Genomic DNA, 26,531 nt, shown 5'->3' on the forward strand with positions numbered 1-26,531 from the left:
CATGAGCGAGACCACCGTCACCGTCGAGTCCGCCGCCGAGACCTCCTCCTGCTGCGGCTCGTGCGGCACCAACGCCGGTGCGGCCCCCGCCGCCGAGTCCGCCCGGACCTCGGTCTTCCAGGTCCAGGGCATGACCTGCGGTCACTGCGTCTCCTCGGTGACCGCCGAGCTGAAGAAGCTCGACGGCGTCGAGGACGTCGCCGTGGACCTCGCCACCGGCCAGGTCACCGTCGGCAGCACCAAGCCGCTCGCCGACTCCGACGTGGCCGCCGCCGTGGACGAGGCCGGTTACGAGCTGGTCGGCCGCGTCCAGGGCTGACCCACCGTCGTCGGCCCGGGCGGGCACCACCCCGCCCGTCCGGGCCGGCTCCACCCCACCGCGCCCCCGGTAGAGTGAGACCACTCCTCACCGCACAGGAACCGGAGACGGCCATGGCCAGCTACAGCTCCCACAAGGACGACTTCCTCAAGCGGCTCCGCCGCGTCGAGGGCCAGATCCGTGGCCTCCAGCGCATGGTCGAACAGGACACCTACTGCATCGACGTCCTCACCCAGGTGTCCGCCGCCAGTCGCGCGCTCCAGTCCTTCGCCCTCCAACTCCTGGACGAGCACATCGAATGCTGCGTCCGCGACGCCATCGCCGAGGGCGGCCAGGAGGCGAGCACCAAGATCCGCGAGGCCAACCAGGCCATCGCCCGCCTGGTCCGCTCCTGAGGCCCGCACGGGCAGATCGCGGGGAGGCACAGCACAGGACAGGACGCCCTCCGGCGCACCTGCCGGCCGGAGGGCGTCCTGTTGCATATCGGTACCCGGTAGGGGTAACTCCTCGCCGCGAGCTGGGCGTGCGGTCCGTGTTGGAGGGCATGAACGCGCGGCTCCCGACGGCTCCGGGTGATCCGGACGCTGCGACGGCGCCGGTCGCCGCCGCGGCGGCGCGGTCGAACAGAGGGAGGAGCCCACCGTGTCCATCGAGTTCGTCCGCCGGCTGGACGGCCTGGTGTACCGCTTCGACCCGGACGGCGTCTTCCACGGCCGACCGTCGTACCGGCGGCAGGACCTGGACCTGTGGTGCCGGTGGCTGCCGGAGCGGGGCTGGTGCGTGGTCGACGCCGCGGGGGTGCCCAACTCCGGTCCGCTGCTGGGCGAGGACCGGCACCGGGCGCTTCCGCCGGCCGGGCCGTGGCGCAGTTGGAAGGCGGGCCGGTCGTACCTCTACGACCTGCGCCACCTCGGCGGGGAAGCGACCGGTGCCTGACGGTCCTCAGACCCGGTCGAGCGGGCGGTGCGGGCCGTCCGGGAGGTCGACCTCGACGGTGTCGCCGGGCCGGACGGGGCCGCCGGTGCGGACGACGCCCATGACTCCGGCGCGGCGCACGATCGTGCCGTCCTCGGCGCGGCCGACGACCTGCTTGAGCAGACCGGGCCGGTAGCCGTCGATCTGGGCGCACGGGTTGCGCAGGCCGGTGATCTCCACCTCCGCCTCCGGGCCGATCCGCAGCACCGCGCCGACCGGCAGGCCGAGCAGGTCGACACCTTCGGTGGTGATGTTCTCGCCGAGCGCGCCCGGCGCCACGTCGAAGCCGGACTCGCCGAGTTCGGCGAGCAGTTCGCGGTGGATCAGGTGGACCTGGCGCAGGTTGGGCGCGGTCGGGTCCTGGGCCATCCGGGAACGGTGCTTGACCGTCACCCCGGCGTGCACGTCCCCCTCGACGCCCAGCCCGGCGAGCAGTGTGATGCCGTCCCGGTTCGGTTTGGTGAACGCGTACTCGGCGTTGCTGCTGACTGCCACCACGGTGCCGCTCATCTTCCGGGCTCCCCTCTCGGACGGGCGTTCGGTCGGTGCGGAAGCATAGTCGCCCGGTGCGGCCGGCCCGCCGAGGGCGCCCGCGGCAGTGGCGACGCCGTACCCGTCCAGGACGGCCGGGTACGGCGTCGCGCCGCCGGGCTACGCCCTGGTGGGCCCGGCTCCGGCGGGCCCGGCCCCGACGGCTTGGCCCTCGGCAGGCCGGCCCCCGCCGGGCCGGCCCCCGCCGCGTGCCCGCTCGTCCGCGTCGGCGAGCCACCAGTAGACCGGTGGGAGCCCGAATTCGACGGCCATCAGCACCAGTTGGAACCAGTGCGGCCGGCCGTCCGCCGCGATCGACAGCACCCGCGCGAGGCCGCCCAGCAGCAGCACCGCAGCCAGCCACCGCACCGCCCGGGCGGGCACCGGCGCCTGCCGGGCGGCCTGGATCCAGGCCGCGCCGTACCCGGCGAAGACCGCGCCCATGAAGCGGCCGAAGCTGTCGACCGTCGGGCCGGCGTCCGCGATCCCGGGGATCGCGGCGTTCCCCAGCAGCAGGTGGAAGAAGCCGATCGCCACGCAGGCGACCCCCATCGTCCACACGAGCACCCGTAATGCCCTGGCCATGACCCACCCACCCGTCACAGAGGTCCGGTCGACACAGTTGACACGTGTCTACTAAGCGTGCGGCACCAGGCTAGCGCCGCCAAGTAGACACGTGTCAAGTAACCTGCCCGCATGCCAGTCCACGAACGCCGCCGCCGGCTCGCCCCCGCCGAGCGACGCGCCCAGCTGCTCTCCGTCAGTGCCCGGCTGTTCGCCGAACGGCCGTACGAGGAGGTGCTGATGGAGGAGGTCGCCGAGCGGGCCGGGGTCTCCCGCGCGCTGCTCTACCGGCACTTCCCGAGCAAGCACGAGCTCTTCGCCGCCGTCTACCGGGAGGCCGCCGACGACCTGCTCGCCAGGAGCCGGTTCGACCCGGCCGACACCCTGGTCGAGCAGCTGGTCGAGGGCATGGACGCCCACCTGGACTACTTCGTCGCCAACCGGCACGCCGTGCTCGCGGCCAACCGCGTGCTGGCCGGGGACCAGGTGATCCAGACCATCATCGCCGAGGAGCTCGACGCCCTGCGCGACCGGCTGCTCGGCGTCCTCCCGCTCGCGGACGAGCGGGCGCGGCAGGCGGTGTCCCAAGTCCTGCGCGGCTGGCTGGTGTTCGTCCGGGTACTGGTCCTCGACTGGCTGACCGAGGAGACCTGCACCCGCACCGAGCTGCGGGACACCTGCATCGGCGCCGTACTGGGCGCGCTCCGGCCGCTGCTGCCCGTCGATCCGGCACCCGGCTGGGAGCGCCGAGGGCATACCATCGGGGCGTAACGGGAGAATCGCCGCAAGCGTCCAAGTCCCTATGAATATATGACAATTGGATGCTCCGACTCCCCCGACCTGCCGGACCTCCGAACTCCGCGAAGGGACCCATGGACTCCGCCGCAGCCGACACCCGGACCACCCTGCCCCCGCTCCACCGGCTCCCCACCACCCCGGCCCAGCCGCCCCACCCCACCACCCTCCCGGACGGCACCCCCGCGTGGCTGATCACCCGCTACCACGACGTCCGCCAGGTCCTCGGCGACCCCCGGGTCACCCGGGCCGACCTGCATGACGTCGGCACCGCGGGCGCCACCGCCGACGTGGCCGCCAACCCGGCGTCCCTGTTCAACCAGGACGGGCCCGCCCACCGCCGGCTGCGCGGCACCGTCCAACGGGCCTTCACCCCGCGCGCCATCGCCGGCTGGCAGCCGTGGGTCGCGGCCGCCGTCCAGCAGTCCGTGGACCGGCTGGTCGCCGCCGGCCCGCCGGCCGATCTGGTCCCCGCGTTCGCCCGGCCGGTGCCGTTCGCCGTCACCACCCGGCTGATGGGGCTCGACGGGGACGGGCCGGACCACCTGGACGAGGAGCGGCTGCACCGCTGGACCGTCGCCCTGCTCGCCCAGGGCGACGAACAGGGCGACGGGCAGGGCGGCGAACAGGGCGACGGGTCGACCGGCGCCGAGGGGGCCGACGGGGCCGACCACGGCGACACCCTCGCCGAATTCGGCGCCTTCATGGGCGAGTTGGTCGCCCGCCGGCGCCGCGAGCCCAGCGACGACCTGGTCAGCCGACTGGTCCGGGCCGCCGACCAGGACGGCGGCGTCCCCGAGGAGTCACTCGTCTTCCTCACCGCCGGGCTCACCGCCAGCGGCAACGAGAGCGTTGCCGGGGCACTCGCCAACGCCCTGGTCTACGTGCTCGGCGAACGCCCCGAGCACTGGCCGCGCCTCGCCGACCCGGACGTCGCCGAGCGCACCGCCGAACGGCTGCTGCACTACATCCCGCTCGGCGACGACGAGGCGACCATCCGCCGCACCACCGCGCCGATCGAGGTCGGCGGCGTCACCGTGCCGGCCGGCGCGGTCGTCGCCGTCAGCCTCGGCAGCGCCAACCGCGACCCGGCCGTCTACCCCGACGGCCTCGACGCCGACCTCGGCCTGCCGCTGCCCGCCCCCACCCTCGCCTTCAGTGCCGGCCCGCACTACTGCATCGGCGCCTGGCGGGTCCGGCTGGAGATGCGCGAGTCCCTGCACCGCCTCGCCACCGCCCTGCCGGGCCTGCGCCTCACCGTCCCGGTCGCGGAGCTCGCCTGGCAGCTCGGCGGCACCACCCGGAGCCCGGCCCGCCTCCCGGTGGACTGGTAGCCGCCCGGTGGACCGGTAGGGCCCGGGGCGCCGCGTCGGAGCGGCGCCCCGCTCGGCGCCACCCGTCGAGCAGGGCGCCGACCACCGCTCCCGAGGGCGCCGGCGCGCCGGGCTTCCCCTCGCCACTCCGCGCACGGCCGGGCCGCCGCTCCGACGCCGGTACCGGTACCGGTGAAGTCCCGCCGGACAGCGACCGTTCCCCCGCACGGCTCAGCCGAACAGCCCGTCCCCCAGCGTCCCGCCCGCCGGGGCGCCCGGCAGCACGTAGGCCACCGCCGAGGCCGTGTGCTCGACGAAGGCGTTGAGCGCGTCGCGCGCGGCCAGCCGGTTCTGGACCCGGGTGAACTGGGCCGGGTCGCGTACGAAGGCGCAGAACAGCAGGCCGCGGTCGCCCGGGCCGTCGTCGTAGCTGTAGCCCCGGCGCAGCATCCGGGCGCCGCCGTCCAGCCGGGGGCTGGAGAGCCGGACGTGCGCGGTGGCGGGGATGACGTACGAGCCGTCCGGGTTCTTGGCGTAGATGTCCGGCTCGTCGTGCTCCGCCGTACCGGTGAGCGGGGCGCCGTCGCCGGCCCGACGGCCCATCACCTGCTCCTGGCGGTCCCCGGGGAGGGCGGCGAAGGCGGCGGTGTCCATCCGGATCCGGCGGTAGACCAGTACCGTCCCGTGCTCGTACGGCCCCGGCGGGCCCCAGACCCACTGCCCGGCGTCCGTGCCGTCCGGGTTCGCCGTGCCGTCCTTGAAGCCGAACAGGTTGCGCGGGGTGGCGCCGGCGGCCGTCCGGGCCAGGAAGCCGGACTGCGTCCAGCGCACCGTGGCGCCGGCCGCCCGGGCCGTCGCGCCCACCTGCTCGGCGACGACGGACAGCGGCCAGCGGTCCTCCGCGCACAGCTGGACCACCAGGTCGCCGCCGCCGCGCGCCGGGTCGAGCCGGTCCCCGGGGAAGTCGGGCAGCCCGGCCAGCAGGGCGGGCGGAACGTCCAGCCCCAACCGGGCGGCGAGACCGGGGCCGACCCCCACCAGGCTGCTCAGCCGGGCCGGTCGGCCGCCCCGCAGCCGCGAGTCCGCCGGTTCGTCGCCCGCCGCCTCGGCCAGCACCCGGGTCAACCCGCCGAGCAGGCCGCGCAGGGCGGCCCGGCCGTCCGAGGTCGCGGCGGGCGCCAGGTCGAGGGCCAGCAGCTCGGTGGCCGGCTGCTGCGGGGCGGTCACCCCGGACTGCCGTTCGCCGTGGAAGGGCACCGCCGACGGCTCCGGCGCCGCCGCCGTCCGGCCGCGGCCGTCCCGGGCGTTCCCGCCGCCCAGCGCCAGCGCCGTGACCCCCGCGCCGAGCCCGGCGGCCACCGCCGCCCCGCCCGCGAGCAGCCCCCTTCGATCCACGCCGCCGCTTCTGACGGTCGGTGGCTGGTCCTGCGCCTTTCCGGTTTCGGCATGCATGGGCGACATTGGAGACGATAGAACACGCCGTATGCAACTTTTGACCACACGTCACCTGCGCTCCGGCACAACCCCCTCGCCCGGGGCCCGAACCGCCAGGCGCCTGCCGGCGCTGCTCGCCGCCGCCGTCCTCGCCCTCGCCGGCTGCTCCTCGGGCGGCTCGTCCTCCTCCGACGCCAAGCACCCGGACGGCACGGTCGTCCGGGTCCCGCAGCACTTCCCGACCATCCAGCAGGCGGTGGACGTCGCCCGCGAAGGGGACACCGTGCTGGTCGACCCGGGCACCTACCGGGAGAGCGTGCGCCTGACCAAGCCGCGGATCGTGCTGCGCGGCACCGACCGCGGCACCGTGGTCCTGGACGGCGGGCTGCGGCTGGTCAACGGCATCACGGCGACCGGCCCCGGCTCGGTGGTGGAGAACCTCACCGTCCACGGATACCTCGCCAACGGCGTGCTGTTCACCGGCGTCACCGACGAGAAGCTCCAGCAGCGCGGCGCCGGCGGCTCCGCCTACGACCCGCTGGACACCGCCCGCTTCCCGGTCGTCGAGGGCTTCCGGGCGAGCAACGTCACCTCGTACAACAACGGCCTGTACGGCATCTACGCCTTCGACGCCCGCGGCGGCGTCATCGAGGACTCGTACGCCTCCGGGCAGGCCGACTCGGGCATCTACGTCGGCCAGTGCAAGCCCTGCGACACCCTGGTGCGCGGCAACACCGTCGAGCGCAACGCCGTCGGCATCGAGCTCACCAACGCCTCCGACGGGGTCACCATCGTCGGCAACCGGATCAACGGCAACCGGGTCGGCGTCACCGTCAACTCCAACGACCTGGAGGCCCTCGCCCCGCAGCACGGCGCGGTGATCGCGGGCAACGTCGTCACCGACAACAACGCCTCCGACACCCCCCAACAGGCCGACGGCGCCTGGGGGATCGGCATCGGGATCGGCGGCGGCACGGCCAACCAGGTGCAGCGCAACCTGGTCCGGGGCAACCGCGCGGCCGGCATCGTGGTCACCGACCCGCCCGGGCACCCCGCGAGCGGCAACCGGGTCGAGGACAACCGGGCCACCGGCAACGGCACCGACCTCGTCCTGGCCTCCGTCGACCCGGCCAACTGCTTCAGCGGCAACCAGCCGGCCGTGCAGAGCCCGGACGGCCTGGAGACGCTGGCGGGGTGCGCCGTCCAGGGCCGCACCGCCCCGCCGTTCGGCCGCAGCACCCCGGTCCAGGCGCCGCCCGGCATCCCGTTCAGCCAGGTTCCGGCGCCGCCCGCCCAGCCCTCGCTGCCCGACCCGACCGCGCCCGGCCGCCCGGCCACCGGCCTCCCGGGCCCGGTCGACCCGGGCGCCTACCCGCTGCCGGAGTCCGCGGACGCCGTCCCGAAGCACTGACCCCCGCCAGGTCCGGGCGCGTGCCCGCCCGCGGGCCCGCGCCCGCCGGCCGGGAAGCGGTCGGGCGGTCGGGCGGTCGGGCCCAGCGGCCCCCGCCCGGGACCCTGCCGCGACCGCCGGGAGCCGCCCGCCCCGCCGACCGCTCCGCCCGGACACTCCGGACACCCCGGGATGAGCCCGACGCCCTTGCCGACACGGACAGTTCGGGACACCTCAGGCAGTTCGGAAACCACCCGGGAAGTCCTCCGCGGACATGACATACTGCCTCGGTGACCTCAGCTGACCTGGCCGCGAAGCCGTCCAAGAGCCGTCCCCGACTGGGCCGGAAGTTCAATCTGCTGTGGTCCGCGTCGGCGATCTCCTCGGTCGGCGACGGCATGCGGGACTCCGCCCTGCCGCTGCTGGCGGTGGCCGTCTCCGACTCCCCCAGCGCGGTCTCCGTGGTCTCGGTCGCCGCGTCGCTGCCCTTCCTGGTGATGTCCCTGTACGGCGGGGTGCTCGCCGACCGGGCCGACCGGCGGCGGCTGATGTGGACGATCGACGCCGCCCGCGCCGCGGTCGTCCTGGGCTTCGCCTGCTGGGTGCTGGTCGCCGACCCTCCGCTGGTGGCGCTGGCCGCGCTGGCCTTCCTGCTCGGCTGCGGCGAGACGGTCTTCTCCAACGCCGCCACCTCCGCCGTCCCCGAGCTGGTCCGCCCCGACCAACTCGACGCCGCCAACGGCCGGTTGCAGGCCAACATGCTGGTCGGCGGCAACCTGGTCGGCCCGCTGGTCGGCTCCGCGCTGTTCGCCGTGGCCGTCGCCTCGCCCTTCACGGTGGACGGCATATCCTTCGCGCTCGCCGCCGTCCTGGTCGCCGCCACCGGCCGCTCCACCGCCCCGCGCACCCGGGCCGACCGCCGCCCGGTGCTCACCGAGATCCGCGAGGGCGTCGACTGGCTGCTGCACCACCGCGACGTGCGGATGCTCGCCGTGCTCTCCACCCTCGGCGCGCTGGCCTGCTTCACGGGCACCACCATGGTGGTCCTGATGGTCACCAAGGTCATCCACGCCCCCGCCGCCGCCTACGGCATCGTCCTCGCGGCCGGCGCCATCGGCGGCACCGCCGCCAGCACTCTGGCCGGCCGGCTCAGCCGGCTGCTCGGCCGGGGCACCCGGATCGCCCTCGCCTTCCTGCTGATGGGCGTCTCGCTGATCCTGATCGGCCTGAGCACCACGGTGGCCGAAGTGGCCGCGCTGTACGCCGTGATCGGCTTCGGGATGGTCACCTGGAACATCCAGGCGATCTCGCTGCGCCAGCAGGCCGTGCCGAAGGAGCTGCTCGGCCGGGTCAACAGCTGCTACATGCTGCTGAGCCGACTCGGCATCATGGCCGGTGCCGCCCTGAGCGGTTGGATCGCCTCCACCGTCGGCGTCCGCACCCCGCTCCTGGTCGGCGGCGGCCTGCTGCTGGCCCTGCTGGTCGCGGTGCTGCTCCTGCTGCCGCGGATGACCGCGATGGAGGGCGCCCCGGCCGCCGCCGCCCCGGACGCCGAGTAGCCCACCCGTCGGGGGGCCTTTCGCGTTCTCCCGCCCGACGGCCCCCACCGGCCGATATGGTGACCCACGGGGTGGGCCGGCGAGTCCGACCGGCGAACAGCTGCCGCATGACCCGAGGAGAGCCGTGAACGCCAACCACCCCACCCCCGCGGACCGGTCGACCCCCTCCGACGCCCCCGGTGTCCACGTGCCGCCGGTCGGCCTCGGCCCGCTGGTGCGGACCGACGGCGGCTGGTTCATCGGAGACCACCGGAGCAGGGCCCACCTCGCCGTCCTCCCCGAGGGGTTCGAGCACCGCGTCACCGGCCAGGAGCCGTTCCTGGTGCCGTGGGACCGCCTGATGAGCCTGGAACTCGGGGTCACCAGCGGACGCTTCTTCAGCACCCCGGCCGGCGGCCTCCTGACCAGGCACGACGGGATCGGCGCCCACGGCTCCTGGCTGGACACCATGGTCCGGCGCCCCTATGACGTGTGGCGGCCCCGGTTCGTCCACCACCGCCACTGGTACCCGATGCCCGAGATCACCGTGCTGCGCCAGCTGCTCGGGAACGTCGTCGACCTCGGCCGGGTGCACCGGCTCGGCGACGACGCCTGGCTGACCTCGGTCGTCGAGGCGCTGGCGGCGGACCGCCTGCTGCGGCGGTGGCGGACGAGCAGGGCCGTCGCGGACGGCGTGAAGGAGATCATCCTCCACGGCGCCTGACGCCGCCCCGGGCCCCCGGGCCGGCAGCCACCGGCCCGGAGTACGCCGCATCGGTCCCGTACAGGAAGTCGGCGGGGCCGACTTCTCATGCCGGCCCGCGGCGCCGGCCACGGGCCGCGCCGAGGACGCGGCGCACCAGCGGCCGGATCCGGGGCGGCCCCAGCAGCGGCGCCCGGACCACGCACAGGGCGAAGAGGAGCTGGCCCAGGAGGGGGACGGGCAGGAGCGGCGGGAAGAACAGCAGGAACCAGAGCGGCAGGAGCAGCAGCCCGGCCAACCGGCCCCGGAACGCCGTGCCCGTACGGGTGCTGAACAACGAGTGGAGGGCGCAGATCGCCACGGACGGGATCCCGACGAGGACCACGAACCCCCGCACGTCGCTCGCCGCGAAGCCGCCGCCCGCCGCCGACGCCACCAGGAGCACCGCCGCGAAGGTGAGGGCGTAGCGGACCGCCAGGTCGGCGAGCCGCAGCCCGATGAGCCCCAGGTTCCGCCACGGCGTGCTCGGGTCCACGGCAGGCTCCTTCGTTCCGCGTCGGCGGTGGCCGGCGCGGAAGATCATGCCAGGAATACTGAACGCGTTCAATTGCCATCTCGCGCACGGCGCTCCGGAGCGCCGGCCGGAGCCGCGCGGGACGTCGGGAACGAGGCGGATGCCACGCCGCGTCAGCCGTGGACGAGGCGGTTTCACCGGGCACCGCGTCCCGGTGAGCCGCGCCGGGGCTCCATCAGCACCATGTCAGCGAGCCGAGGGAGCATGTGCGGAGCGGGTGTGCCCGGTGTCCCCGCGCCCCGACCCGGAACGGAGTGTGCGACATGTCGAACCCCTTTGACGACGCGGACGGGACCTTCCTGGTGCTGGTGAACGACGAGGGCCAGCACTCCCTGTGGCCCGCGTTCGCCGAACGGCCGGACGGCTGGACGGTGGCCCTGGCCGAGGGGCCGCGCGAGGACGCGCTGGCCTACGTCGAGGCCAACTGGACGGACATGCGCCCGCGCAGCCTGCGCGAGGCCTCCACCGCCCGGGCCTCGTAGGCCCGGTCCGATCCCACCCGAGGAAGGGCCCGGTCCACCCGCGCGGGTACGGCCGGGCCGCGTCGATTTCCCCCTCATCGACACGGAACGGGGACCCTCATCGTGCAAAGGATCCACTTCACCGCCGCCGACCTCGCCAGAACCCGTCTGAAGAGCACCCTGGGCCCGCTCGCGGAGTCGGCCTTCGCCCGCGACCTGCTGGACCGCGGCGTGAACGCGCCGTACGCCCGGTGGCGAAAACAGGTGAACGAGCGCCTGCCCCGCCGACCGGCGGCCCGCCCGCACGGCCGGCCGGAGCACGACGTGGAGGCGCTGCTGCGGCAGGCGCTCCGGTACGCCGGGGAGCCCGACGCGCCGCCCGGCGCGGCCGAGCCGCCGGAGCACCCGGGGGCGGGCGTGGACGCCTGCCTGCTGGAGGCCTGGCGGCTGGCCGTGGCGCCGTTCTGGCAGCACCTGCACGCCTACCTGGTGGCCGAGTGCGAGGCGCGCGGCCGGATCGTGATGGCCGGTGGGGTGGAGCTGCTGCTGTCCACCGCGCACCCCCGGATGACCTGGCGGGCGCCGGTGCTGGAGATCCCCGGCGGGCCGGACCAGGACATCCGGCTGGGCGGCCGGGGCCTGGTGCTCACGCCCTCGGTCTTCCTCAACCACCGGCCGGGCGTGGCGATCGACGCCGAGGGTCCGGACGAGCAGGTGGTGCTGGTCTTCGCGGCCCCGCCGCACGCCCTCAAGGGCGCGCAGCTGTGGCAGGAGCGGGACCGCAGCTCGCGGCCGCTCGGCGCGCTGGTCGGCCAGACCCGGGCGGCCGCCCTCCGGGCCCTGCGGGCGAGTTGTACGACCAGTCAGCTCGCCGACCGGCTGGGCATCTCGGCGGCCAGTGCCAGTCAGCACGCGGCGGTGCTGCGGCAGACCGGGCTGATCACCACCCGCCGGGTGCGCAACACCGTGCTGCACTCGGTGACGCCGCTCGGCATGGCGCTGCTGGACGGCGGTCCGGTGCGGCCGGTGCCCGCGGTCGGGAACCGCGACCGGGCCGACCGGGCCGACCGGCCGGGTTGCGGCGTCCGGCCCCGGAGCACCTCGCGCCTCCTCGCGTCCTAGCCGGCCGCCGGCCCCACCGCCGTGGCCCCCGGCGCCCCCGGCACCCGTCCCGTGCCGGGGGTGCCGGGGGTCCACGACCGTCCCGGCCCGCCGGGATCAGCTCCGCGGCCAGGCCCGGAACTGGCGCAGCCCGTACAGCAGCGGCCGCTGGTGGTGGCGCCGTACGACCCGGCGGACCTCGCCGTACACGGTGACGTGGTCGCCCACCCGCTGGGTCAGCACCACGCCGCAGTCGGCCACCGTGTGGGCGTCGCGCACCAGGTGCGGCCCGGCCGCGTCCGGGGTCTGCTCCCAGGGGAGCAGTTGGAACCGGTCCGGGTCGCCGGAGGCGAACAGTTCGGCGGTCCCCTGGGCGTCCTCGTGCAGCAGGTTGACCGCGAACAGGCCGCTGTCGGTGACGGCTTCGAGCGTGGGGCTGCCCTCGCGCAGGCAGACCAGGAGGGTCGGCGGGTCGAGTGAGACGCTGCACACGGCGGAGCAGGTCATGCCCCTCGGGAGGCCGTCGGGGTCGGTGGCGGACACCACGCTCACGCCCGTGGGGAACCCGCTCATCATGGTCCGGAACTCGTCGGGAGCGGCCCCGGCCGTCTTCACGGCCCCTGCCGTCCCCACCGCCCCGGTCCGCGCGCGGACCGGTTCACCGGCGTACTCGGTCATCTCGCACCGCTTTCTGTGTCGACGGACTCCCTCGGCGCCACGGCCGTCGCGCTGATCGCTTCCACCTCGGAGGCCGCCTCCGCCTCCGAGGGCGCCTCCGCGGCGGCCGGGCGGCCCTCCATCCGGTCGAACAGTTCCAGCAGCGGCCCGGTGGCCGCCGTGGTGGCCAGCGCCATCACCACCAGCGCCAGGACCATCGGCGCGGGCAGCACCCCGGAGGCGTAGCCGGCCTGGAGGACGATCAGCTCGGTGAGGCCGCGGGTGTTCATCAGCGCGCCGATCCGCCGGGCGGCGGGCGGCCGCTGGCCGCCCAGCCGGGCCCCGAGGTAGCCGCCGAGGCCCTTGCCGAGGAAGCCGAGCAGGACCGTGGCCGCGATCAGCACCGCGGAGGTGGCGGAGAAGGCGCGGGTGAGCACGGTGACCCCGGTGACCACGAAGAAGGCGGGGGTCAGGAACTGCCCGGACCGGGAGACCGTGGACACCACGCGGGTCCACGGTCCGCCGTCGTCGTGCGGCACCGCCAGCCCGGCCAGTGCGGCGCCGAGGATCGACGTCATGCCGAGGTGCTCCATGGCGAAGGCCACCGCGAGGGCGGCCGCCGCGACCAGGACGGCCATCCCCCGGGGCGAGCGGCCGCACAGCCGGGAGGCGGCGCGGGTGCCCAGCGCGTAGCGGATGGCCAGGGCGCAGAGCACGCCGACGGCCAGGGCGCGCAGCGAGTGCAGCGAGCGCGCCAGGTCCCCGGCGCCGAGGCTGATCGCCACCGAGAGCAGCAGCCAGCCGAACGCGTCGATGACGACGGCCGAGGCCAGCGAGAGCCGGCCCGGCACGGTGTCGCCCATCCGGCGGTCGGCCAGGATGCGGGCCATCACCGGGACGGCGGTGATGGACATGGTGACGGCGACCATCAGGAGGTAGGCCGGCAGCGGGGCGCTGCCGCGGGCCGCCCGGTCGCCGGTGAGCGCGATCAGTCCGACCAGCACGCAGCCGGTGGCCAGCGGCGGCACCAGGGCCCCGGCGGTGATCCAGGTGGTGGCGCGCCGGGGCAGGCGGTCCCGGCCCCGGCGCAGCTTGTGGGCGAGGCCGACCAGGAAGAGCACCAGGGCGGCCTCGGCGACGTTCTTGACGAGGTCGAACACCGGCCCCGGCAGCACGTCGTCGAAGGCGGGCCGGCCGACCAGGGCGATCACGGCGGGCCCGGCCAGCAGGCCCCCCGTGATCTCCCCGATCACCTCCGGCTGCCTCAGACGGCGCGCGACTCTCCTCCCCGCCACGGCGATCAGCAGCACGACGCCGAGGACGGCGGCCGCGTGCGCGACGTGGATCAGGAACTGGAGGACGTCCATGATGAACGGGCCCCTTCCCGGGGATCGGGGTCAGCGCATCCGGGCGAAGTAGTCGTACGCCTTGGGCAGGGTCGCCACGAGCCGCTCGGTCTTCTCCCGGATCTGGGCGAACTCCCGTTCCGCGGCGGCGCCGTCGGACAGGTCCAGGGCCGGCGAGTGCGCCACGTCGATGCCGCCCATGCCCAGCAGGACGCACATGTAGGAGTACGGCGGCAGGCCGTGGTAGTACGGGAAGACCGTCTCGGAGTCGGGGAGCCGGGACTTCCAGAGTTCGAGCCGCTCGGCCAGCGAGTCGGGGATGCTCCGGGTCTTGGTGTCCCGCCAGTACTGGGTGTCGGTGCGCTTGGCCGCGACGTAGTGCAGCACCAGGAACTCGCGCACCCCGTCCATGACGTGGGCGACGGCCCGGTTGTAGAGGTCGCGCGGGACCGGGTTCCAGTCCTCCGCCGGGAAGTACTTGACCAGTTGCTCGATGGCGTGGTGGATGAAGAAGATCCCGGTCGACTCCAGCGGCTCGACGAAACCGCTGGCGAGGCCGATGGCCACGCAGTTGCGGGACCAGGAGTTGCGGCTGCGGCCGATCCGCATCCTGATGTGGTTGGCCTCGACGTCGGCGGCGGCGGGGCCGACGAAGGAGCGCAGGGTCCGCTCGGCCTCCTCCGGGGAGAGGTAGTCCTTCGCGTAGACGTACCCGGTGCCGACCCGGCCCATCAGCGGGATCGTCCAGATCCAGCCGGCGTCCTGGGCGGTGGCGGTGGTGCACGGCAGCATGCCGCGCTTCTCCATGTCCATCGGCACCTGGAGGGCGACCGCGCTGTCGTTGGGCAGGGTGTCCTGGTAGGAGATGAACGGCTCCTCCAGCGCCTGGTTGAGCAGCACGCCGCGGAAGCCGGTGCAGTCGACGAAGAGGTCGCCGGTGAGCTCGCCGTGCTCGGCGGTGCGCAGTCCGCTGATCCAGCCGCGCTCGTCGAGCTTCACCTCCTGGACGTCGTCGACGATGCGCCTGACCCCTCTGTCGGTCGCGTACTGCGTCAGGTACTTGGCGAGCAGCGCGGCCTCGAACTGGTAGGCGTACGGGAACTGGGTCTTGCCCTGGTGCTCGGACATGGTGAGGCCCTGCATCTCGTCCGCGCCCTCGTCGAAGGGCTGGTCGATGAGGGTGCCGTCGAGGTGGCGCGGGCTGAGGCCGGCGTCGATGACCGAGGCCATCACGAAGCAGTCCTTGTCGAACCGGCCGGTGGGGCGCTGCTTGAGCCACCAGTCGGTGAGCGGGAAGCCGTTGACCGAGCGCATCTGCTCGAACGGGTGGTAGAAGTAGTGGCCGGGCTCGCGCCAGTTCTCGAACCGCACGGCGAGCTTGTACGTGGCGTTGCAGGCCGGCATCCAGTCCTTCTCCTTGAGCCCGAGGAACTCGAAGAAGTGGCGGATGTCGCTGAAGGTGGCCTCGCCGACGCCCACGGTGGAGACGTTGCCGGACTCCACGAGGGTGATGTCCACCCGGTCCTCGAACGCGGCCTTCAGGTACGAAGCCGTCATCCATCCCGCTGTTCCGCCGCCTACGATCACAACCCGGTCGAGCACTGGTGACTCCTCTTCGGTGGTCCACGTGTTCCGGCAGGGGTGGTGCCGGATACCGGCAGCGGTGGCACCGTCGGTCGTCACCCCGCTGGAAGAAGCTGAGGGCGGCGCCACCAGAGAGTGACTCTAGGCAACGGCGTAAGGTCCGACCAGGTCATTTGGCACTGGCCGAAAGTCGCAGGTCGGGTTGATCCGTACCTGTCGACGAATCGAACACCTGACGGTTCGTCAGCGCGGTGTCAGCGCAGGTCAGCGACACTGCTGTGGCCAGATCTCCCCCCGAGACGGAGCCAGCCATGACCCAGCAGAGGCCGATCCCGCAGTTCGCCGTGATCCCCGGCGCGCAGGTGCACAGCGTGCTGTCCGGCAACGAGAAGCACACCCTCGACCTGGTCGCGGCGACCTACCGGGTGCACGGCGAGGGCGGCACGGTCAACCCGCCCTCGTACTTCCTGCGCTTCCCGGACCGGCCCTCCTCGCGCATCATCGCGCTGCCGGCCTCGGTGGGCGGCGACACCCCGGTCGACGGGATCAAGTGGATCTCCAGCTTCCCGGAGAACGTGGCCTCCGGCCTGCCCCGGGCCTCCGCGGTGCTGGTGCTCAACGACCCCGCGACCGGCTACCCGATCGCCTGCCTGGAGAGCTCGATCATCAGCGCCGCCCGCACCGCCGCCTCGGCCGCGCTGGCGGCCGACCTGCTCTGCGCCGGCCGGCCCCGGCCGCGGCGGGTCGGCTTCATCGGCACCGGCCTGATCGCCCGGCACATCCACACCTACCTCGCCCGCACCGGCTGGGAGTTCGACGAGGTCGGGGTGCACGACCTGTCCGCCGAGCACGCGGCCGGCTTCCGCGCCTACCTCGAACGCGCGGACCCGGAACGCCCGGACGCGGAAGGCGCGGAGCCGGAAGGCGAAGGCCCGGCGGGCGCCGGCGAGGCGGGCGCCGGCGCCGCGCCGCGGATCACCGTGCACGCGAGCGCCGAGGAGCTGGTCCGCTCCTCGGACCTGGTGGTCCTGGCCACCGTCGCCGCCGCGCCGCACCTCACCGAGCCCTCGTGGTTCTCCCACAACCCGGTGGTGCTCAACGTCTCGCTGCGCGACCTGGCACCCGAGGTGCTGCTCGCCTCGGCCAACGTGCTGGACGACGTCGAGCACTGCCTGAAGGCCGACACCTCCCCGCACCTGACGGAACAGCTCACCGGCAACCGGGACTTCGTCGACGGCACGCTCCACGAGGTGATGGCCGGGCGGGTGGCGGTGCCGACCGACCGCCCGGTGGTGTTCTCCCCGTTCGGGCTCGGCGTTCTCGACCTCGCGGTCGGCAGGTTCGTCTACGATGAACTGGCGGCACGGGGCGAACTCGCCGTGGTGGAGGGCTTCTTCCACGAGCTGGACCGCTACGGCCGGAACACCCGGCAGCCGTAGCCGCCGCCCCGACTCCCCATGGACAGCTCAACCCGTCACCTGTAGCATTCTTCTGACAGGTCGACAGATCAGGACCCGCCGTCACGGTGCGTCCCCATCGACCTGTTCCGGGCGGTGCGGCGAGGCCGCGCCCCCGCCTCCGAGCAGGGCGCCGGATCGCTCCCCCGTCGATCCGGCGCCCCCCGGCTGTCATGGACAGCGCGTGTCATACCACCCGTCCGCGGCTCCGCCGCCCGGCTGGTATCTCCCGCTCCGCACCGGCGTCGCGCAGACTCGCCTGGACGGCTCGGAAATTGGGGGATGCTGTTTTGGAAATCAAGCTTCTCGGCCCGCTGCTCCTGTCGCACGAGAACGCGCACTACACCATGGCGTCGAAGCGGACCAGCGTCGTGCTGGCCCTGCTGGCGACCTCCCCGGGGATACCCGTCCCGTTCGACGAGATCGTGGACGAGTTATGGGGTGACCAGCCGATGGCCAATGCCCGCAACGCCCTCCAGGCGAATGTCGGCCGGCTGCGCCGGCTGCTGGAATCCGTGACCGGCCGCAAGGGCGACGAAACCCTCCGCACCGCCAACGGCGGCTACCTCCTCGACGTCCCGCCGGACGCCATCGACGCCCACCGCTTCCTGCGGCTCTCCGACGAGGGCGGCGACCTCGTCCGCCGGGACCCGGCCCGGGCCATCGCGGCCCTGGAGCAGGCGCTCGCCCTGTGGCGCGGCGGAGCGCTGATGGACTCCTGCGACGGCCTGCGCTGCCGGATCCGGGCGGACCACCTGGAGGAGCGCAGGATCAGCGCGTACGAGGACCTGACCGCCGCCAAGCTCGCCGTGGACTCGGCCCGCGTCCCGGTGTCCGAACTGCGGCAGCTCGCCGACGAGCACTCCGAACGGGAGCGCCTGAGCGAGCTGTTGATGCTGGCGCTCTACCGCGACGGCCGGCAGGCCGAGGCGCTGGAGGTCTTCCACAGCACCCGCCGGCGCCTCGCCGACGACCTGGGGCTGGAGCCCGGCCGGGCGCTGCACCACGCGTACCAGGCGATCCTGCGGCAGGCCGACCTGCTCGGCGAGCCGCGGCGGGCGCTGGACTTCGCCGGACCCGTACCGGCCTGATTCCGTTTGGCATATGCCCGTTCCGGAATCCCTGGAACGGCGCTCACCGTTCGTGCCGTTTCCGGGCCCGCAACCACCGCCCGATTTCACCCCGTTCGCGCCTGTCCGGCTGTGGACGCTCCAGGATCGCTCTGTTAGCGTGGCGACCGCCTTGGAATTTTCCTGGTGGTTGCGCGAGGAAGTGGAAATCGCGGACGGGGGCCCAGTGGACGTCGAGTTGAGGCATGCCAAGATCGTCACCACCATCGACCGGCTGGGCAGCATTTCCAGAGCCGCCGCCCAATTGAGCCTCCCGCAATCGAGTCTCACCGCGCAATTGAAGCGGATCGAAAGGGCGGTGGGCGGCGAACTGTTCGTGCGGACCAGGACCGGAATCATTCCGACCGCCTTGGGCGAGCGGATCATCCCGATGCTGGCCGAACTGGTCCGGCACGCCGACCGGGTGATCGCCGAGGCGACCGCGCACTTCACGGAGGTGTTCCGGTTCGGGAACGCCGAGTGGACGCCGCCGTCGCTGCGCAGCGCGCTCAAGTCCGCCCTGCCGGTCAAGGAGGTGCAGACCGAGACGCTCAGCCCCGACGCGGCCATCGCCCAGGTGTCCCGCGGCGCCCTGCACGCCGCGATGGTGCCCGGAGTCGCGCTGGCCGCCTCGACCGAGGCGGACGAACTCGCCCTGGCCAGTACGGTGATCGTGCGGGAGCCCGTCTGGGTGGCGCTCCCGCACGACCACTGCCTGGTCGGCCAGGACGCCGTGAGCCCGGCGCAGCTCGCCTCGCTGCGGTGGGTCCGCTACACCCGCGACCACTGGTTCCACCCGATCGAGAAGCAGCTGTTCGCCTCCGTCGGCCACGCCGAGCTGGAGGTGCTCCACTACGTCGACGGCCACCACGAGGCGATGAACTGGGTCCGGGACGCCCGGGCCGCCGCGCTGACGCCTCCCACCGGCGCCACCCGAGAGGTGCGGCTGGTCCCGATCTCCGTCGCCGAGGGCACCGACATGCTGCTGGTGTGGCGCAGCGACTCGGTGACCTGCGACATCCAGCGAAGACTCCTGAACACGCTCCGCCGCTACTACTGCGAGTACGCCCGCACGATCCCCTGGTACTGGTCGTGGGTCACCCAACACCCCGACGAGTTCACGGAGTTGGAGTCGTTCCTGCCGCCCCGGGCGCCGTTCGTCCCGCCCGGCCGGCCGGGCCCGGACCGCTCCGGGCCCGGGGCCGGTCACAGGGTGGCGAGCGCCTCGGCCGGCGGCGTCCGCAGGGCCGCCCCGGTGGCCGAGACACTGGCCAGGGCGGTCAGCGCCCCGACGAACCCGACGATCGAGAGGTAGATCCAGACCGGTCCGCGGGGCATCCAGGAACCGTCCAGCGCCATCCCGAAGGGCGCGAGCGTCGCGCCGGCGACGAAGGTGCCGAGCACCGTGCCGACGGTGGTGACCAGCACCGACTCGATGCCGGTCATCGCCAGGATCTGGCCGGGGGTGGCGCCGACGAGCCGTTGCAGGGCGAACTCCCGGCGGCGCTCGGAGGCCGCCACCACCAGGGTGTTGACCAGCGAGATCACCGCGTACGCGATGATGCTGCCGGCCAGCAGGTAGTCCACCCAGGCGCCGACCCCGTCGCCGCCCTGCGCGGCGGACAGCGTGGTCTGGAGGTAGATCAGCGCGGTGGACAGCCCGGTGGCCAGCATCACGGGGCTGACCGCGCCCGCGATCCGGATCCGCCGGGCCCGGGCGTTGTCCATCGCCAGGTCCCCGGTCAGCCCGAACAGCGCGCGCAGCGGGCGGTGGAACACCGCGGTGAGCGCCTTGGTCAGCCCGGGGCTGAGCAGGGCGATCCCGCCGGCCCAGAGCATCGCCGAGGGGCCGGCGGTGCTGGCGGCGACCTCGCCGTTCATCACCGTCCCGGTGACCACGGCCAGGGCGGTGCCGCCGGCCAGGCAGAACACCGCGAAGGCCAGCCGCGGGCCGCTCAGCCAGCGGTGCTGGAGGCGGGACTCCGCGAGCGCGTCGGCGGGCCGGGACAGCGCCGCCCGGCGGGAGGCGATGAAGGCCGCGCTCAGCGCGGCGAGCAGCGAGGTGCCGCCCGCGGTGAGCATCGGGATCCAGCCGGCGGTGTAGTCGATCCCCTTGGGCACCACCCCGCTGGCCGCGATCTGCTCCAGCATCCACTCGCCGGCGAGGTAGCCCGGCGCCAGGGCGAGGCCGACGGCGACCAGCGCGACCGCCAGGGTCTCCACCACGATCATCCGGCGGAGCTGTCCCGGCAGGGTGCCGATGGCGCGCAGCAGCGCCATCTCGCCGAGCCGCTGCTGGACCACCAGGGCCAGCGTGGAGCCGACGATGAAGACGGTGACCATCGCGGCGATGCCGCCGAACACCGCGGACATCGAGATCAGCCGGCTGGCCGCCTGCTGGGTGCCCGGCGGAACGTCCGCGAACGGCGGCACCCGGTGGCGGATGCCGGTCTCCATCAGGCCGCCGCAGGCGGTGAGGATCACCGCGCCGAAGAACAGCGCGACGGTGGAGGCGACGAAGCTCGTCCGGCGGAACCGCAGGGTCTGCAGGGCCAGGGTGAACATCAGCGGGCCGCCTCTCCGCCGCGGGTGACGCGGGTGACGGGGACGTCGGGGCCGGGACTGTCGCCCCAGGCGCCGAGCCGGGTCATCCGCTCGGCGATGGTGTCGGCCGAGGCGCCGCTCAGCTCGTCGACGATCCGTCCGTCGGCCAGGAACAGCACCCGGTCGGCGTAGGAGGCGGCGACCGGGTCGTGGGTGACCATGACGGCGGTCTGCCCGTCGCCGTGGACGGCCTGGCGCAGCAGCCGCAGGATCTCCACCGCGGTGCGGGTGTCCAGCGCGCCGGTCGGCTCGTCGCCGAAGAGCACCGCGGGCCGGGTGATCAGGGCCCGGGCGATGGCGACCCGCTGCTGCTGGCCGCCGGACAGTTCGCCGGGCCGGCGGTCGCCGCGGTCGCCGAGGCCGACCTGCTCCAGCACCCGCTCGACGCTCTCCCGTGCGGGCCGGCGCCCGGCCAGCCGCAGTGGCAGGGCCACGTTGTCGGCCACGCTGAGCGCGGGCAGCAGGTTGAAGGCCTGGAAGATGAAGCCGATCCGGTCCCTGCGGAGCCTGGTGAGCTCCTTCTCGCCGAGCCCGGCGAGTTCCAGGCCGTCCAGCGAGACCGAGCCGGAGTCCGGCCGGTCCAGCCCGGCGGCGCACTGCAGCAGCGTGGTCTTGCCCGATCCGGACGGTCCCATCACGGCGGTGAAGGTGCTGCGGCCGAAGCCCACCGACACGTCGTCGAGGGCGACGACCCGGTTGCGCTCGTTGCCGTAGCGGCGGCAGACGTTCCTCAGTCGCACGGCATCGGCGATGCCGTGCACGGTTGCGGTGGTCATGGGCATCTCCTGAGTGACCGGGCCGGATATCAGTGTTCGTCGACGCTTCGCAGCAGGTCCTCGACCGACGCCAATCTGGCGGTCAGCGCCCGCAGTTCACCCCGGAGCAGCTTCTGGCCGGCCAGGGTGTCCTCGGCCAGCCGCCGGTAGGCGGCCATCGCCGCGGCGTCCGCGCGGTGCCGCTGGAGGGTGAAGTACGAGACGATGCTGACGCTGATCCCGCCGATGACGATCAGTGTGATGACGATGGCGATCACGCCGCCACTCATGAGGGTCCCTTCTGTTCCTTCGCGCGCCGTGCTTCCTTCCGACGCCGGGTCTCCTTCAGGCGTCGTGCTGGGTCCGCTCGACCTGCGCCCGGTCCTCCCGGAGGGCGGCGATGACGGTGTCGACCGTGACGTGGATGTCGAACGGGGTGAGTTCGAAGAACTTCATGGCCTTCCCGTCACCGGAGAGCTCCAGCGCGCCGGCCACCAGGCCGGCGTGTTCGAGCCGCTCCAGGTGCATGTAGAGCAGCGGCCTGGACATGCCGAGCCGTCGGGCCAGTTCGCTGACGTGGACCCGGCCCTGCGCCAGTTCGCCGATGATCCGCAGGCGCTGGGTGTGCCCGACGGCGGCCAGCAGGGCCAGTAGCTCCGCGCTTGTCAGCACCCCCACCCTCTTCCTCCTACCTGAAAGTTGAGACTGACAGGTGTGAGCAAGCACTGTCAAGCCGACCAACGACCGTCAGCTGTACGTCAGTTGCCCGTCAGCGCGGCCGAGAAGAATTCAGATCATCAATCTGTCGCACCCACCCTCACCGGGAGGCGAAATGCCCAGCACCGCGGTCGTCACCGCCGAACAGCGCGCCCAGATCAAGGACATCGTCTGCGACATCCTCGAACTGGAGGCCGACGAGGTCACCGACACCAGCCGCTTCAAGGAGGACCACAACGCCGACTCGCTCGGCGCCATCGAGATCCTCTCCTCGCTGGAGCGCACCTTCGGGATCGAGATCGACCAGGCCGAGCTGATCCGGATGGTCAACCTCGACGGCGTCGTCGCCGTCGTCCAGGAGAGCCTGTCCAAGTAGCCCGCCACAGCGCCGAGTCGACAGAACGGAGTCAGCAATGGCGAGCAGCGGGCACCGGCCACCGCGCCGGGTCGTCATCACCGGGCTGGGAGCGGTCACCAGCATCGGCACCGGGGCGGCCGAGTTCCTCGGCGGACTCCGCAGCGGCCGCAGCGGCGTCAAACCGATCACGTCCTTCGACACGACGGGCTACGCGCACGCGAACGGCTGCGAGATCGACGACTTCGACCCGGCCCAGTGGATCGAGCACGGCGATCCCGAAGAACTGGGCCGGGCCAGCCAGTTCTCCGTCGCGGCGGCGAGGATGGCGGTGGCCGACGCGGGGCTCGCCCTGGAGGAGCTGCGCGCCCGGCGGGTCCTGGTCTCGGTCGGCACCACCGACGGCGAGTCCCGCGACCTCGACGCCCTGACCGAACGCCAGCTCCACCAGGGGCCCGAGGACCTGCCCGCGGTGGTGGCCCGCCGCTCCTCGGCCGGCCTGCTGTCCAGCAGCGTGGTGCGCGAGCTGGAACTGGTCGACGTGGAGGCCGTCACCATCGCCACCGCCTGCGCCGCGGGCAACTACGCCATCGGCTCCGGCTTCGACGCCATCCGATCGGGCGAGGCGGACGTGGCCCTGTCCGGCGGCGCCGACGCGGTCTGCCGCAAGACCTTCACCGGCTTCTACCGGCTCGGCACCATCGCCCCGGAGGTGAGCCAGCCCTTCGACGTCGACCGCAAGGGCATCCTCACCGGCGAGGGCGCCGGCGTCCTGCTGATGGAGAGCCTGGAGTCGGCGCTCGCCCGCGGCGCGGACATCTACGCCGAGGTGCTCGGGTACGGGCTGAACTGCGACGCCCACCACCCGGTCGCCCCGGACCAGGACAGCCTGGCCGCCTGCATCGAACTGGCCCACCGCAACGCCGGGGTGAAGCCGGAGGACATCGACTTCATCTCCGCCCACGGCACCGGCACCAAGGCCAACGACGTGACGGAGGCCGGCGCGATCCGGCAGGTGTTCGCCACCCCGCCGCCGACCGTCTCCATCAAGTCGATGCTCGGCCACACCATGGGCGCGGCCAGCGCCCTCGCCTCCGCCGCCTGCGCCCTGGCGATCAAGGAGGGCTTCATCCCGCCGACGATCAACCACCGCCGGACCGACCCGGAGTGCGGCCTCGACCCCGTCCCCAACCGGGCCCGCACCGCCGAGGTGCGCATCGTGCAGAACAACGCGCTGGCCTTCGCCGGCAACAACGCGGTGCTCATCCTCGGCGCGTACCGGGACGACCCGCGGGCGGGGCGGGCGGACCCGCGGCAGCCGGACGCATGAGCGCGCCGATCCCCCGGCTGCGCAGGGCCGCCGAGGACCCCGACCCGATCCGGGTGCTGCTGCTGCACGGCCTGGGCGGCAAGCCCTCGGTGTGGAGCCCGCTGGTGCGGCGGGCCGGGGCCGCCTTCGAGCTGTGGGACGTCGAACTGCCGTGGCGCGCCCAGTCCGAGGGCGACGGCTGGGGCGCCCGGCCCGATCCGGGCCGCTTCCTGGTCGAACTGCTGGACGAGCGGTTCGACGCCGTCGTGGCCCACTCGTACGCGGCGAACCTGGTCGTCGAGGCGACCGCGGCCGGCCGGACCGCACCCCGGCCCACCGTCCTGATCAGCCCGTTCTACCGGCCCAGCCCCAAGGACTTCGACTGGTCGGTGATCTCGTACTACCTGAACGACTTCCACCGCGTCTTCGAGGAGGCGCTGGAGGTCGGCGAGACCGCGCGCTTCGCCCGCTCCCACCGCGACTGGATGGCGCGCCAACTGCGCGACCAGGTCGGGCCGTACGGCTGGATGCGGTTCTTCGAGGCCTACCTGCGCTCCCCCACGCTCGACCTCGGCGCGGTCCGCTCGCCGCTGCTCGTGCTCTCCGGGCAGCAGGACGCCGCCGCCCGGCCCGAGGACGGCCGGGCGCTCGCCGCCCGGGTGCCCCGGGCGCGGTACGAACCCCTGCCGGGCTGCCGGCACTTCCCGATGGTCGAGCGGCCCGACCTGGTCGCCCGGCTGGTGTGCGACTTCCTGCGCACCGCCGTGGCCGGGGCGCCGCCCGCCGACGCCACCACCCTCTCATCCCTGGAGTCGCCATGACCAGCAGTGCCCCGGCCGCCGACCCGACCACCCGGGTCGAGCTCCGCCCGCGCTACGAGGGCTCGAACATCTGCACCTGGATCGGGTTCAAGCACGTCAACTACCTGGTCGAGGAGGCCGTCTACGACCACGCCCGGCAGCACGGGTTCCCGCCCGGGGAGCTGTTCGAGCGGTACGGCCTGGGCGTCGACCTCACCGACCTCGACACCAAGATCCTCACCGCGCTGCACATCGACGACGTCGTGACGGCCACCGTGCGCCGGCTGCCCGCCCAGGACGACGGACTGCGCCTGGGCGTGGAGCTGACCGTGGAGCGCTCCGGCGAGACCGTGAAGGCCGTCGCCGCCAAGGTCACCCTCCACCTGCGGTCCGACCCGCGCGGCCACGCCGTCGCCGAGCGGCCCGCCGAGCTCGCCGCCCTGACCGTCGACCGGCTGGGCGCGGGCGGCGCGCCCGTCCCGCTGGAGCCCGGCGCCGACCCGCTCGAACAGCTGACCGCGGGGCGCAACGCCTTCGGCTGGGCGTGGCGGATGCCGTACTTCTACTGCCACTTCACCGAGCGGGTCCAGATGTCCGGCTACCTGCGGCAGATGGAGGAGGTCGTCGACCTCTTCCTGGCCGACCGCGGCGTCTCCATCAAGACCCTGCTGGACGAGCAGGACTGGATCCCGGTCGTCCCGCACTCCCGGATCACCGTCCTGGACGAGGCGCTGATGGAGGAGACCCTCTACACCGTCTACACCGTCGAGAGCGTCTTCAAGCGGCTGACCTACACCGCCCGGATGGACGCCTACGTGCTGCGCGACGGCGTCCTGGTGCCGACCGCCACCGGCCGGATCACCCACGGCTGGGCGGTGATCGAGAACCGCCGCGACTGGAGCCTGGTCGACTTCGACGACCGGCTGACCGACGCCCTGACCGGCAAGGCGGGCAGGGCCCTCGGCCGGGGCCGGGTATGACGGCCACCGACAGTCCGGCCCGGGCCCGGCCGGCCGACGGCGCGCCCGCGGTGCGCGAGCCGGTGTTCTCCGCCTGGTCGGCGGTCTCCCCGTTCGGGGTCGGCGCGCGGGCCTTCGGCGCCGGGCTGCGGTCGGGCGCCGGCGCCGTCACCGCCCTGGACCGCACCGCCTACCCGGGCCCGTACGAACAGGCCGCCCTGGTACCGGACTTCAGCGCCGCCGGCGCCCTGGGCCGCAAGGGCACCAGGACCATGGACCGGGTCACCGCGCTCGCCGTGCACACCTTCGGCACCCTGCTCGACGGCTGCGGGCCCGGCCTGCTGGAGCGCCCCGAGCGGGTCGCCCTGGTGCTGGGCACCGGCTCGGGCAGCGTGCAGAGCATCATGGACTTCACCAGGGACTCGCTGACCGGCGACCGCCCCTACCTGGTCGACCCGGCCAGGTTCCCCAACACCGTGATGAACCGGGCCGCCGGCCAGTGCGCGATCTGGCACGGCATCAAGGGCCCCAACAGCACCATCGCGGGCGGCTGGTCGGCCGGTCTGCTCGCCCTCGGCTACGCCGCCCGGCTTTTCCGCGGCGGCCACTGCGACCGGGTGCTGTGCGGCGCCGCCGAGGAGTACTCGGTCCAGCGCGCCTGGCTGGAGTGGCACAGCGCGGACGAGGACGCCCGGACCCCGCTCGGCGAGGGCGGCGTGGCCTGGCTGCTGGAGTCCGCCGACCAGGCCCGGGCGGCCGGCCGCCCGGTGCTGGCGCGGCTGCTCGGCACCCGCTTCCGCGCCTACCACCGGCCCGGACAGGCCGCCGCGGCGCTGACCGAGTGCGTGCGCGCGGTGCTCGCCGAGGCCGGTGCGGACGGCCGGGACGTACGCCTGGCGGCCCCGCTCGGGGCCCCCGGCGAGGAGGCGGCGGTCCGCGCGGCCCTGCCGGCCGGCGCGGACCCGGAGTGGATCCGGTGCCGGCCGCTGCTCGGCGACGCCTCGGCGGCCGCGACCGGCCTCCAGCTGGCGGCGGTGCTGGCCGCGGCCGACGAGGGCCGGCTGCCCACGGCCGGGCTGGCGCTGGTGACCTGCGTCGACCGGGACGGCACGGTCGGCTGCGCGCTCCTGGGCGGCTGAACCCGGCGGCCGTCCCGGTGGGGGCCGTCCACGTGACAGAGG

At 73.8% G+C, this 26,531-nt stretch carries 29 protein-coding genes; 18 read left to right on the plus strand and 11 right to left on the minus strand.

Features of this window, described 5'->3' with window-relative positions; all coding sequences use genetic code 11:
- The first annotated feature begins 1 nt into the window (after position 1).
- The 3 genes from ACZ5GH_RS05910 (at position 2) to ACZ5GH_RS05920 (ending at position 1,255) form a co-directional block, all read left to right on the plus strand.
- Entirely contained in the window at positions 2–319 is a 318-nt protein-coding gene (locus ACZ5GH_RS05910; RefSeq protein ID WP_464333645.1) for a heavy-metal-associated domain-containing protein, read from the plus strand.
- Positions 320–393: 74 nt separating this feature from the next.
- Positions 394–714: a metal-sensitive transcriptional regulator gene (locus tag ACZ5GH_RS05915; RefSeq protein ID WP_464333646.1), complete on the plus strand. Its 321-nt coding sequence runs from the start codon at positions 394–396 to the stop codon at positions 712–714.
- A gap of 247 nt (positions 715–961) precedes the next feature.
- Positions 962–1,255, plus strand: a complete 294-nt coding sequence (locus ACZ5GH_RS05920; protein WP_464333647.1) for a hypothetical protein — start codon at positions 962–964, stop codon at positions 1,253–1,255.
- Between the two features lie 6 nt (positions 1,256–1,261).
- Here ACZ5GH_RS05920 and ACZ5GH_RS05925 read toward each other — a convergent pair whose 3' ends face one another.
- Positions 1,262–1,804, minus strand: coding sequence for an MOSC domain-containing protein (locus tag ACZ5GH_RS05925; protein ID WP_387751318.1), 543 nt, complete (start codon positions 1,802–1,804; stop codon positions 1,262–1,264).
- A 141-nt stretch (positions 1,805–1,945) separates the two neighbouring features.
- A complete protein-coding gene (locus ACZ5GH_RS05930; protein ID WP_387751315.1) occupies positions 1,946–2,410 on the minus strand; it encodes a DUF4345 domain-containing protein in 465 nt (154 codons plus the stop codon).
- A 111-nt stretch (positions 2,411–2,521) separates the two neighbouring features.
- On the opposite strand from ACZ5GH_RS05930, the gene ACZ5GH_RS05935 reads away from it, so the two are divergent.
- The gene (locus tag ACZ5GH_RS05935; protein WP_387751312.1) at positions 2,522–3,160 is read left to right on the plus strand and encodes a TetR/AcrR family transcriptional regulator; all 639 of its coding nucleotides are present in this window, start codon (positions 2,522–2,524) and stop codon (positions 3,158–3,160) included.
- A gap of 101 nt (positions 3,161–3,261) precedes the next feature.
- Complete coding sequence (locus ACZ5GH_RS05940; protein WP_464333648.1) at positions 3,262–4,518, plus strand: cytochrome P450; 1,257 nt, start codon at positions 3,262–3,264, stop codon at positions 4,516–4,518.
- Positions 4,519–4,728: 210 nt separating this feature from the next.
- Here ACZ5GH_RS05940 and ACZ5GH_RS05945 read toward each other — a convergent pair whose 3' ends face one another.
- Positions 4,729–5,892 (minus strand): Dyp-type peroxidase, encoded by a 1,164-nt coding sequence (locus ACZ5GH_RS05945; protein WP_464333649.1) that lies wholly within the window; start codon positions 5,890–5,892, stop codon positions 4,729–4,731.
- Positions 5,893–5,989: 97 nt separating this feature from the next.
- Here ACZ5GH_RS05945 and ACZ5GH_RS05950 point away from each other — a divergent pair, with 97 nt between their 5' ends.
- The 3 genes from ACZ5GH_RS05950 (at position 5,990) to ACZ5GH_RS05960 (ending at position 9,583) form a co-directional block, all read left to right on the plus strand.
- The gene (locus ACZ5GH_RS05950; RefSeq protein ID WP_387751304.1) at positions 5,990–7,342 is read left to right on the plus strand and encodes a right-handed parallel beta-helix repeat-containing protein; all 1,353 of its coding nucleotides are present in this window, start codon (positions 5,990–5,992) and stop codon (positions 7,340–7,342) included.
- Between the two features lie 269 nt (positions 7,343–7,611).
- Positions 7,612–8,880: an MFS transporter gene (locus ACZ5GH_RS05955; RefSeq protein WP_464333650.1), complete on the plus strand. Its 1,269-nt coding sequence runs from the start codon at positions 7,612–7,614 to the stop codon at positions 8,878–8,880.
- A gap of 124 nt (positions 8,881–9,004) precedes the next feature.
- Positions 9,005–9,583: a hypothetical protein gene (locus ACZ5GH_RS05960; protein WP_387751298.1), complete on the plus strand. Its 579-nt coding sequence runs from the start codon at positions 9,005–9,007 to the stop codon at positions 9,581–9,583.
- Between the two features lie 85 nt (positions 9,584–9,668).
- Here the strand turns inward: ACZ5GH_RS05960 and ACZ5GH_RS05965 are convergent, their stop codons facing one another.
- Complete coding sequence (locus tag ACZ5GH_RS05965) at positions 9,669–10,097, minus strand: hypothetical protein (RefSeq protein ID WP_464333651.1); 429 nt, start codon at positions 10,095–10,097, stop codon at positions 9,669–9,671.
- A gap of 302 nt (positions 10,098–10,399) precedes the next feature.
- On the opposite strand from ACZ5GH_RS05965, the gene ACZ5GH_RS05970 reads away from it, so the two are divergent.
- Positions 10,400–10,618 carry an MbtH family protein gene (locus ACZ5GH_RS05970; RefSeq protein WP_387751293.1) on the plus strand — a complete coding sequence of 73 codons (219 nt, stop codon included), beginning with the start codon at positions 10,400–10,402 and terminating at the stop codon, positions 10,616–10,618.
- A 102-nt stretch (positions 10,619–10,720) separates the two neighbouring features.
- Positions 10,721–11,719, plus strand: a complete 999-nt coding sequence (locus ACZ5GH_RS05975) for an ArsR family transcriptional regulator (RefSeq protein WP_464333652.1) — start codon at positions 10,721–10,723, stop codon at positions 11,717–11,719.
- Positions 11,720–11,815: 96 nt separating this feature from the next.
- On the opposite strand, the gene ACZ5GH_RS05980 is transcribed toward ACZ5GH_RS05975, so the two are convergent.
- The 3 genes from ACZ5GH_RS05980 to ACZ5GH_RS05990 are packed head-to-tail and all read right to left on the minus strand — an operon-like array spanning position 11,816 to position 15,303.
- Entirely contained in the window at positions 11,816–12,376 is a 561-nt protein-coding gene (locus ACZ5GH_RS05980; RefSeq protein ID WP_387751288.1) for a flavin reductase family protein, read from the minus strand.
- Positions 12,373–13,722, minus strand: coding sequence for a cation:proton antiporter (locus ACZ5GH_RS05985; RefSeq protein WP_464333653.1), 1,350 nt, complete (start codon positions 13,720–13,722; stop codon positions 12,373–12,375). The genes ACZ5GH_RS05980 and ACZ5GH_RS05985 overlap by 4 nt, the downstream gene beginning before the upstream one ends.
- A gap of 30 nt (positions 13,723–13,752) precedes the next feature.
- A complete protein-coding gene (locus ACZ5GH_RS05990; protein ID WP_387751282.1) occupies positions 13,753–15,303 on the minus strand; it encodes a tryptophan halogenase family protein in 1,551 nt (516 codons plus the stop codon).
- 293 nt (positions 15,304–15,596) lie between these two features.
- Between ACZ5GH_RS05990 and ACZ5GH_RS05995 the strand changes: the two genes are divergently transcribed.
- The 3 genes from ACZ5GH_RS05995 (at position 15,597) to ACZ5GH_RS06005 (ending at position 19,166) form a co-directional block, all read left to right on the plus strand.
- Complete coding sequence (locus tag ACZ5GH_RS05995; protein WP_387751279.1) at positions 15,597–16,724, plus strand: 2,3-diaminopropionate biosynthesis protein SbnB; 1,128 nt, start codon at positions 15,597–15,599, stop codon at positions 16,722–16,724.
- Positions 16,725–17,032: 308 nt separating this feature from the next.
- Positions 17,033–17,833 (plus strand): AfsR/SARP family transcriptional regulator, encoded by an 801-nt coding sequence (locus ACZ5GH_RS06000; protein WP_387751276.1) that lies wholly within the window; start codon positions 17,033–17,035, stop codon positions 17,831–17,833.
- A 217-nt stretch (positions 17,834–18,050) separates the two neighbouring features.
- On the plus strand, positions 18,051–19,166 hold the full coding sequence (locus ACZ5GH_RS06005; RefSeq protein ID WP_387751273.1) for a LysR family transcriptional regulator: 1,116 nt from the start codon (positions 18,051–18,053) through the stop codon (positions 19,164–19,166).
- On the opposite strand, the gene ACZ5GH_RS06010 is transcribed toward ACZ5GH_RS06005, so the two are convergent.
- From ACZ5GH_RS06010 to ACZ5GH_RS06025, 4 genes are read right to left on the minus strand one after another with little or no spacing between them, the layout of a single operon-like run.
- Complete coding sequence (locus ACZ5GH_RS06010; RefSeq protein ID WP_387751271.1) at positions 19,058–20,416, minus strand: ABC transporter permease; 1,359 nt, start codon at positions 20,414–20,416, stop codon at positions 19,058–19,060. The two genes, ACZ5GH_RS06005 and ACZ5GH_RS06010, sit on opposite strands and share 109 nt — an antisense overlap.
- A complete protein-coding gene (locus ACZ5GH_RS06015; protein ID WP_464333654.1) occupies positions 20,416–21,231 on the minus strand; it encodes an ABC transporter ATP-binding protein in 816 nt (271 codons plus the stop codon). The genes ACZ5GH_RS06010 and ACZ5GH_RS06015 overlap by 1 nt, the downstream gene beginning before the upstream one ends.
- Before the next feature lie 29 nt (positions 21,232–21,260).
- Entirely contained in the window at positions 21,261–21,500 is a 240-nt protein-coding gene (locus ACZ5GH_RS06020) for a hypothetical protein (protein WP_387751265.1), read from the minus strand.
- Between the two features lie 55 nt (positions 21,501–21,555).
- A complete protein-coding gene (locus tag ACZ5GH_RS06025; protein WP_387751924.1) occupies positions 21,556–21,879 on the minus strand; it encodes an ArsR/SmtB family transcription factor in 324 nt (107 codons plus the stop codon).
- Positions 21,880–22,042: 163 nt separating this feature from the next.
- Here ACZ5GH_RS06025 and ACZ5GH_RS06030 point away from each other — a divergent pair, with 163 nt between their 5' ends.
- From ACZ5GH_RS06030 to ACZ5GH_RS06050, 5 genes are read left to right on the plus strand one after another with little or no spacing between them, the layout of a single operon-like run.
- On the plus strand, positions 22,043–22,303 hold the full coding sequence (locus tag ACZ5GH_RS06030; RefSeq protein ID WP_387751263.1) for an acyl carrier protein: 261 nt from the start codon (positions 22,043–22,045) through the stop codon (positions 22,301–22,303).
- Positions 22,304–22,340: 37 nt separating this feature from the next.
- A complete protein-coding gene (locus ACZ5GH_RS06035; protein ID WP_464333655.1) occupies positions 22,341–23,612 on the plus strand; it encodes a beta-ketoacyl-[acyl-carrier-protein] synthase family protein in 1,272 nt (423 codons plus the stop codon).
- A complete protein-coding gene (locus ACZ5GH_RS06040; RefSeq protein WP_464333656.1) occupies positions 23,609–24,412 on the plus strand; it encodes an alpha/beta fold hydrolase in 804 nt (267 codons plus the stop codon). The genes ACZ5GH_RS06035 and ACZ5GH_RS06040 overlap by 4 nt, the downstream gene beginning before the upstream one ends.
- Positions 24,409–25,371: a hypothetical protein gene (locus ACZ5GH_RS06045; protein ID WP_464333657.1), complete on the plus strand. Its 963-nt coding sequence runs from the start codon at positions 24,409–24,411 to the stop codon at positions 25,369–25,371. The genes ACZ5GH_RS06040 and ACZ5GH_RS06045 overlap by 4 nt, the downstream gene beginning before the upstream one ends.
- Positions 25,368–26,489: a beta-ketoacyl synthase N-terminal-like domain-containing protein gene (locus ACZ5GH_RS06050; protein WP_387751252.1), complete on the plus strand. Its 1,122-nt coding sequence runs from the start codon at positions 25,368–25,370 to the stop codon at positions 26,487–26,489. Before ACZ5GH_RS06045 ends, ACZ5GH_RS06050 begins: the two co-directional genes overlap by 4 nt.
- The last annotated feature ends 42 nt before the right edge of the window (positions 26,490–26,531 follow it).

The sequence above is a fragment of the Kitasatospora sp. Xyl93 genome (genome assembly GCF_055383135.1).